8 protein-coding genes are annotated in these 6987 nt (G+C 61.2%); 4 read left to right on the top strand and 4 right to left on the bottom strand.

The genetic code is table 11. The annotated features are described in order from the left end of the window. Positions 1-164: 164 nt before the first annotated feature. From ACE3O2_RS16020 to ACE3O2_RS16010, 3 genes are all read left to right on the top strand, one after another. Positions 165-773, top strand: a complete 609-nt coding sequence (locus ACE3O2_RS16020) for a DUF3426 domain-containing protein (RefSeq protein WP_374339198.1) — start codon at positions 165-167, stop codon at positions 771-773. 91 nt (positions 774-864) lie between these two features. Next, positions 865-1380 carry a thiol peroxidase gene (tpx, locus tag ACE3O2_RS16015; protein ID WP_168878177.1) on the top strand — a complete coding sequence of 172 codons (516 nt, stop codon included), beginning with the start codon at positions 865-867 and terminating at the stop codon, positions 1378-1380. An 82-nt stretch (positions 1381-1462) separates the two neighbouring features. Then, positions 1463-2203, top strand: a complete 741-nt coding sequence (locus tag ACE3O2_RS16010) for a DUF3025 domain-containing protein (protein WP_374339195.1) — start codon at positions 1463-1465, stop codon at positions 2201-2203. Positions 2204-2217: 14 nt separating this feature from the next. Here ACE3O2_RS16010 and ACE3O2_RS16005 read toward each other — a convergent pair whose 3' ends face one another. The 3 genes from ACE3O2_RS16005 to ACE3O2_RS15995 all read right to left on the bottom strand — a co-directional run bounded on the left by ACE3O2_RS16005 (position 2218) and on the right by ACE3O2_RS15995 (position 5576). Next, the gene (locus ACE3O2_RS16005) at positions 2218-2919 is read right to left on the bottom strand and encodes a DUF4124 domain-containing protein (RefSeq protein WP_374339193.1); all 702 of its coding nucleotides are present in this window, start codon (positions 2917-2919) and stop codon (positions 2218-2220) included. Further along, positions 2903-3445: an SH3 domain-containing protein gene (locus ACE3O2_RS16000; RefSeq protein ID WP_374339191.1), complete on the bottom strand. Its 543-nt coding sequence runs from the start codon at positions 3443-3445 to the stop codon at positions 2903-2905. The genes ACE3O2_RS16005 and ACE3O2_RS16000 overlap by 17 nt, the downstream gene beginning before the upstream one ends. Before the next feature lie 100 nt (positions 3446-3545). Then, a complete protein-coding gene (locus ACE3O2_RS15995) occupies positions 3546-5576 on the bottom strand; it encodes a M3 family metallopeptidase (RefSeq protein WP_374339189.1) in 2031 nt (676 codons plus the stop codon). Positions 5577-5648: 72 nt separating this feature from the next. Here ACE3O2_RS15995 and ACE3O2_RS15990 point away from each other — a divergent pair, with 72 nt between their 5' ends. Then, positions 5649-6194 carry a gamma carbonic anhydrase family protein gene (locus tag ACE3O2_RS15990; protein ID WP_374339187.1) on the top strand — a complete coding sequence of 182 codons (546 nt, stop codon included), beginning with the start codon at positions 5649-5651 and terminating at the stop codon, positions 6192-6194. 119 nt (positions 6195-6313) lie between these two features. Here the strand turns inward: ACE3O2_RS15990 and yihA are convergent, their stop codons facing one another. After that, a complete protein-coding gene (gene yihA, locus ACE3O2_RS15985) occupies positions 6314-6928 on the bottom strand; it encodes a ribosome biogenesis GTP-binding protein YihA/YsxC (protein WP_168878183.1) in 615 nt (204 codons plus the stop codon). Positions 6929-6987 lie beyond the last annotated feature (59 nt).

Raw genomic sequence — 6987 nt, 5'->3', positions numbered from 1 at the left:
CACCTGCACCTGCACCTGCACCTGCACCTGCACCTGCACCTGCACCTGCACCTGCACCTGCACCTGCACCTGCACCTGCACCTGCACCTGCACCTGCAGAAGAGGATAGCCCGGCGCCTGACGAGGTCAAGGCTGAACCTGAACCACATGAGGCACCTGAATCCGTGGCAGAGCCCCGCCCGGAGGATAAACTGCCAACAGCTGAAGCCGAGGCAGAGGTTGTTACTGAAGCCGTGGTCACAACGCCGCCAGTGGACTTGTTGAACCTGCTGGACCCGCAGCGCCCGCGCGACCGCTGGCGGCCGCTGTGGGCCTTGCTCAGCCTGCTGGCCTTAGCGGGGCTGATCGCTCAGGCAGGATGGCTGTATCGCGAGCCGTTGTACAAGGCACTACCGTTCACCCGTAGCATCTGGCCGCCGCTGTGTGCGCAATTGGGCTGTAAACCGCCCCTGCTGCAGGATGCCGACGTTCTTCGCATCGACAATGTGGTGCTGGAGGCACAACCCGGCCAGCCGGACTTGGTGCACTGGTCACTGGAGCTCTCCAACAAGGCGGATTATCCGGTCGCCATGCCGTTGCTGGAGTTGAGCTTGACCAATACACAAAATGAAGTGGTGGCGCGCCGCATCCTCACGCCACAACAGTACGCACCACAGCTGCCGGGGCATGCCACCCTGTCAGCGGGCAGCGCCATGGCCATTCAACAGTGGCTGAAGCTCGATGGTGTAACCGCAACTGGATACAAGGTGGATGTGGCCTACCGGCAGCCATGACAACGGGCTTGCCAAGGGACGTTTTCTGTCCCATCCTTACAAGATATGACCCCGCTGCCTGGCAAGCAGCTCGACTGAGGAGAGACGGACCATGGCAACCGTGATGCTGAAAGGCGAACCGGTCAATGTAGGCGGCACCTTCCCGCGTGAAGGCGACACCGCCAAGAGCTTCATGCTGGTGGACAAAAACCTGAACGATGTCTCTCTGTCGATGTATTACGGCAAGCGCAAGGTACTGAACATTGTGCCCAGCCTGGATACGTCGACCTGCATCGCCTCGGCGCGCCGCTTCAATGAGCTGGCTTCCAGCCTGCCCAACACCGTGGTGCTGGTGATTTCGGCGGACACCCCCTTTGCCCAGGCTCGTGCCTGCGCCACCGAGGGGCTGGACAACGTGGTCACCCTCTCCTCCATGCGGGGTCGCGATTTCTTTAAGGACTACGGCGTGATGATCACCGATGTACCCTTGTCGGGCCTGATGGCGCGTGCGGTGGTCGTGCTGGATGAAGAGGACAAGGTGCTGCATGCCGAACTGGTGAGCGACATCACCAGCGAACCCAACTACGCCGCCGCACTGCAGGTGCTGCTCCCCAAAGCTGAAGCCTAAGCCCACCTCCGGCCCGCCATGGCGGGCCGACCTACTGTTTTCCGCACCTTGGTCTACCCCCTTGTCCGCTTGGCATGGCAGTTTGTCACGCTTCCAAGACTGGCCGGGGCTGGACTGGCTCAACCATCACGCCATGCTGCACGGTCTGTGCAATCAGCATGGCATTCCACTGCGCTTTGTACAGCAAGATGCGCCACTGTCCGCGCTGGCCTTCGAGCAGCAGATCGACCAGTGCGGTACCATCCCTTGCCGCCCCCGCCACTGGCATGACTGGTTCAATGCCCTGATCTGGCTACGCTTCCCACTGAGCAAAGCCATACTGAACCAGCTGCACGTCCAGGCAGGAGATAGCGCCCGGCAGCGAGGCCGCCTGCGTGATGCGCTGACCCTGTTTGACGAATGTGGCATCATCATCCGCTACCGTGACCCGATCCTGGCCCGGGCGCTGCAACAACATCAATGGCATGAAGTGTGGTGGCAGCAACGCCAACAGGCGTCCACCCAGCTGGACTACACCCTGTTCGGTCACGCCGAATACGAGAAAGGGCTGGCCCCGTTCCGGGGCTGGACGGCCAAGGCACTCTACCTGCCAGACAGTCCGCTCCCGCTGGATCAGCAGCTTGCCGCAGCCTTGCGCGACGGCGCACTAAGCTCCCCGCGCGATCTGAAACCCTTGCCGGTACTCGGGGTGCCGGGCTGGCACGCAGGGCAAGATGAGGCTTTTTACCAAGACCAGGACTACTTCCGGCCACTGCGCCAGCCACATCCTGCACCCGATGCTCGTCTTGGTCTGAAAACGAAACAGGCGGCCACAGCCGCCTGAATGTGTCAATCGGCTTATTGTGGTGAACCCGGTGCCGGTGGCTGTACTGGGGCAGGCGTCCCGGAGCTTCCCGACTTGGCCGGCGTACCCGAACTGCCTCCCGCGGGCGCATTGCCGCCACTGCTTGAGGAGCCGCCTCCGGTTCCGCCTGCAGCCGGGGTTCCCGCCTTGCCCGGCTGCGGTGCCGCGGCGGGAGGGGGTGTTGCAGCCTTGGGCTGAGTACCCGGCAGACCCTTCATGCTGGTGCGGGGATAGCCCGCAGCATCCAGCGCCGCATTCCAAGATGCTTCATCAAAACCCTTGAGCACTTTCTCGCCCACCAGCAATACCGGCACCTCTTGCGAACCGATGCGCTTCTTCAGTTCAGCCGAGGCTGCTGCGTCACTCTCCGGATTCTTGCGGCTGTGCGGGATGCCTCGCTTTTCCAGCAATTGCTGGCCCTGCTTGCAGATATCGCAAGCATTGGCATACAGCGTGACCGGGTTACGTTTGACGGCATCCTGCACCGAAAATGGCAGCTCGCTGGTGGACACCACATTGGGCTTGTAGTCCTTGCTGGTTGCATTTTTGACATTCGGCGGCGGCGGCTGATCGGAATAGATCTTCTTGCCCGTCGCCGGGTCAATCCAGGAATACACCTGGGCCTGGGCCAGTCCACCGCATAGCAGGGCCAAAAGGCCAGCGGCAATATGTTTGCGACTAAATGCGTAAACCATGCAATTTCTTTCTGTAACGATGTTCCAGCCAGAGGATACCCAATAGCACCCCCAGCACGAATGCGCCCAATACCAGCACCAGCCAGACAATCGGGTTCAGTTGCACGGGCAACGGGTCCATCACCAGCGTCGACGCCGGTTTGGCCGGCGTCTGGCTGGCTTGCACCTGCAATCGCCGTATCTCCTGCTGCGCAAGCTTCAGTTGCTGCTGTACCGTCTGCAGCTCGGTCACCGTCGTCGGGGGCGCCACACTTGCCGCCACCGGCGCAGAGGCCGCGCTGGCCGGAGCAGTCGCATCAAGCTTCAACAGACGGTTCAACACCCAGCCCGTGGTACCGTCCGGTGCCTTGATCTGGGTAAAACTGTCGCCCGTTTGCAACACTTCCAGCACCGTCCCTGGCGGCAAGGACCGGATAATGCGGGCATGCTCGGAACTGCCACTCCGGACATTGGCATTCACCGCCCCTTGCACCACAGCGCCTGCAGCCACGGCTGCGCCACACAGGCAGGCCATGAGCAGGCTCATGCCAACGTACCATACGCGCTTGCTTGCTCGCATGCGTTCCTTCCACGCTGTCAGGAAATGCCGTTGTAATACAGGCAGGGGGGGCTTGGCAAGCGCTGTGTCAGTGCGGCTGCAGGCCGTTGTGCCTGAGCAAGGCATCTACTTGCGGCGCCCGACCCCGAAAGGCCACGAACGACGCCATCGCCGGGCGACTACCGCCCACCGCCAGAATCTGGTCACGAAAACGCTGCCCGGTCACCGGGTTGAGCACCCCCTCCTCCTCAAAGGCCGCAAATGCATCAGCAGACAGCACCTCGGCCCATTTATAACTGTAATACCCCGCCGCGTATCCGCCACCAAAAATGTGGGAAAAACTGTTGGGGAAACGGTTATACGCTGGCGGAATGGCGACCGCCACCTCCTGCCGCACCTGATCCAGCAGGGATTGTACCGACTGACCAGCGCTGGGCAGAAAGCCCTCATGGATGGCCATGTCAAACAGCGAAAACTCCAGCTGCCGCACCATCTGCATGCCGCTCTGGAAATTGCGTGCGGCCACCATGCGGTCAAACAAGGCTCGCGGCAGCGGCTCACCAGTGTCAACGTGATGGGTCATCGGCTGCAATACCTGCCATTCCCAACAAAAGTTTTCCATGAACTGGCTGGGCAACTCCACCGCATCCCACTCCACACCATGGATGCCGGACACCCCACGCACCGACACCTGCGTGAGCAGGTGATGCAAGCCATGGCCGCACTCATGGAACAGGGTGGTCACTTCATCAAAGCTGAAGCAGGCGGGCTCATCCCCCACCGGCGCCGGGAAATTGCACACCAGATACGCTACTGGCATCTGCAGTTTGCCGTCACGCTCGCTGCGGCTACGGGCATCATCCATCCACGCCCCGCCTTGCTTGGCATTACGGGCATACAGGTCGAGGTAAAACTGGCCCACCAGCTCACCTGCGTGGTTGCGCAAGGTAAAGAAACGGACGCTGGGGTGCCAGACCTCGGCCTCGGCAGGCTCTACCCGAATGGCGAACAGGCGGTCGATCAGGCCAAACAGCCCCTCCAGCACACTGTGCTCGGGCAGGTAACGGCGCACCTCTTGCTCGGAGAAGGCATAGCGGTCCTGCCGCAGCTTTTCCGACACATAGGGTACATCCCACATCTGCAGGTCATGTAAATCCAGGCGCTCGGCGGCAAACTGCCGCAGCTCCACCATGTCCTGTGCCGCAAATGGCTTGGCGCGCTGCGCCAGGTCACGCAGGAAATGAGCCACCTCCGCCGGACTCTCGGCCATCTTGGTGGCCAGTGACAACTCGGCATAGTGCGCAAACCCCAGCAGCTGGGCCTCTTCTTGTCGCAACTGCAGCAAGCGGTCGATCAGCGGCTGGTTATCCCATTCCGCCGGACCAAATTCCGAGGCGCGGGTGACATAGGCATGGTAAACCGACTCGCGCAGCGCACGGTTATCGGCATACTGCATCACCGGCAGGTAGAACGGCATCTGCAAGGTCAGCCGGTAACCGGTCTGCCCTTCGGCTTCCGCCGCGTGCTGGAACATGGCCAGCACTTCAGGCGGAATCCCGGCGAGCTCCTCCACATCGGTAATCAGACGGCTCCAGGCGTCGGTGGCGTCCAGCAGGTGATTGGAAAACTGGTTGGAGAGCTCGGCCAGTTCGTCCTGAATGGCCGCAAAGCGTTGCTTCTCGACATCCGGCAGCTCGGCACCGGACAGGCGGAAATCCCGCAGCTCGTGCTCAATCAGACGCTGCTGGGCCGGGTTCAGGCTGGCATACTCGCCAGACGTCGCCAGCGCCTTGTAGCGCTCGAACAGCGCCAGATTCTGCCCCAAAGCGGTATAGAACTGGGTCAGCCGTGGCAGATTCTGCTCATAGACTTCGCGCAGCTCCGGTGTATTCATCACACTGTTCAGGTGGCCCACCACGCCCCAGGCGCGCGACAGCGGCTCCAGCGCGGCGTCGAGCGGCTCGACAAAGGCCTGCCAGCCCTGGGCCTGCGGGTCTGCCAGCAACTGGTCCACCGTCTGCTGGGCATCCGCCAGCAAGGTATCCATGGCGGGCGTCACGTGCTCGGGGCGAATGGTGGTAAAGCGGGGCAGGTCAGCAAAATCCAGCAAGGGGTTCATCTCGGCTCTCATAGGCGATTCACGATAAAGACGATTATACTGCGGCACCCGTACTCTGCCCGGAAACCTGTCATGCCGATCGCACCCTTTCAGCAACACTTGCCACAACTGGCCGAGGGCTGTTACCTGCACGACAGCAGTCAGCTGATCGGTGATGTCCAGCTGGGCGAGCACAGCTCAGTCTGGTGCAACGCGGTACTGCGTGGCGACGTGAACCGGATCCGGGTCGGCCGCAACAGCAACATCCAGGATCTGGCCATGTGCCATGTCTCGCATAAGACGCCGGACAAGCCCGAGGGTTCACCGCTGATCATTGGTGACCATGTCACCGTGGGCCACAGTGTCATCCTGCACGGCTGCCGCATTGGCAATGAGGTACTGGTGGGGATGGGCAGCATCGTGATGGACGATGCGGTGGTAGAAGACCAGGTGATGATCGGTGCAGGCAGCCTGGTGCCGCCGGGCAAGACCTTGCGCAGTGGCTGGCTGTATATCGGGCGCCCGGTGCAGGCAGTACGCGAGCTGACCGCGCAGGAGATCGCCTATCTGCGCTATTCGGCCGAGCACTATGTGCGGGTGAAAAATCAGTATCTGGCGCAGGCGGAACAGCCGAAATAAAAAACCCCGGCCAGTGGCCGGGGTAAAAAGACCTTGATTGAGCAAGGTACCCGCTCAGGGAGGGAAGCGGGGAGCGCCGCAGCACTCACAAACTGAGAGTGGGGCTGTCACTAAAAAGTTCACGCCTCCGCTGAATTTTCCATCTCGTCGTCATACAACCAGCTCAGGATCTGCTTTTCCGCCTCGTCCACCCCCAGCTTTTTCAAGCTGGAGAACAGCTGCACGCTGATCATGGGGCGGTCTTCCACTGCGGCTTTGACCATCGCCAGCTGCTTGGCCGCTTCCAGCTTGGTCAGCTTGTCGTACTTGGTGAGCAGGATGTGGATCGGCTTGCCGGTCACCGCAAACCAGTCCAGCATCTGCCAGTCCAGCTCCTTCAGCGGGTGGCGCGAATCCATGATCACCACCAAGCCGCGCAGGGTCTCCCGCGTCTGCAGATACTGGCTGAGCAGCACCTCCCAGTGCCGCCGCACGGCGGTTGGCACCTGCGCATAGCCATATCCGGGCAAATCCACTACAAATCGGTTGTCACTCACCTCAAAATAGTTGATATGCTGCGTACGGCCTGGCGTTTTACTGGTAAAGGCCAGCCGGGTGTGTCGTGCCAGGGTATTGATGGCGCTGGATTTACCCGCGTTGGATCGGCCGGCAAAGGCAACCTCGGCCACGGTTTGTGGCAAAGAGCGCAAATCATTGACGGTGGTGAAGAAATGGAGTTGTTGCAAACTGGGCATGGCCGTGGCGCCGCGAGGAAAAGGCGTTTAGAATAACGGGTTTAGAATAGAGGCGGAAG

The organism is Leeia sp., assembly GCF_041909055.1.
GTDB lineage: Bacteria > Pseudomonadota > Gammaproteobacteria > Burkholderiales > Leeiaceae > Leeia > Leeia aquatica.
This window is presented reverse-complemented; position numbering and strand designations above follow the sequence as displayed.

Bases quoted from the DNA above. Each gene is read 5' to 3' on its own strand.
- ACE3O2_RS15995 (WP_374339189.1), bottom strand. From the start codon at position 5,576: ATGAACCCCTTGCTGGATTTTGCTGACCTGCCCCGCTTTACCACCATT.
- yihA (WP_168878183.1), bottom strand. From the start codon at position 6,928: ATGCCCAGTTTGCAACAACTCCATTTCTTCACCACCGTCAATGATTTG.
- ACE3O2_RS16000 (WP_374339191.1), bottom strand. From the start codon at position 3,445: ATGAGCCTGCTCATGGCCTGCCTGTGTGGCGCAGCCGTGGCTGCAGGC.
- ACE3O2_RS16005 (WP_374339193.1), bottom strand. From the start codon at position 2,919: ATGGTTTACGCATTTAGTCGCAAACATATTGCCGCTGGCCTTTTGGCC.
- ACE3O2_RS15990 (WP_374339187.1), top strand. From the start codon at position 5,649: ATGCCGATCGCACCCTTTCAGCAACACTTGCCACAACTGGCCGAGGGC.
- tpx (WP_168878177.1), top strand. From the start codon at position 865: ATGGCAACCGTGATGCTGAAAGGCGAACCGGTCAATGTAGGCGGCACC.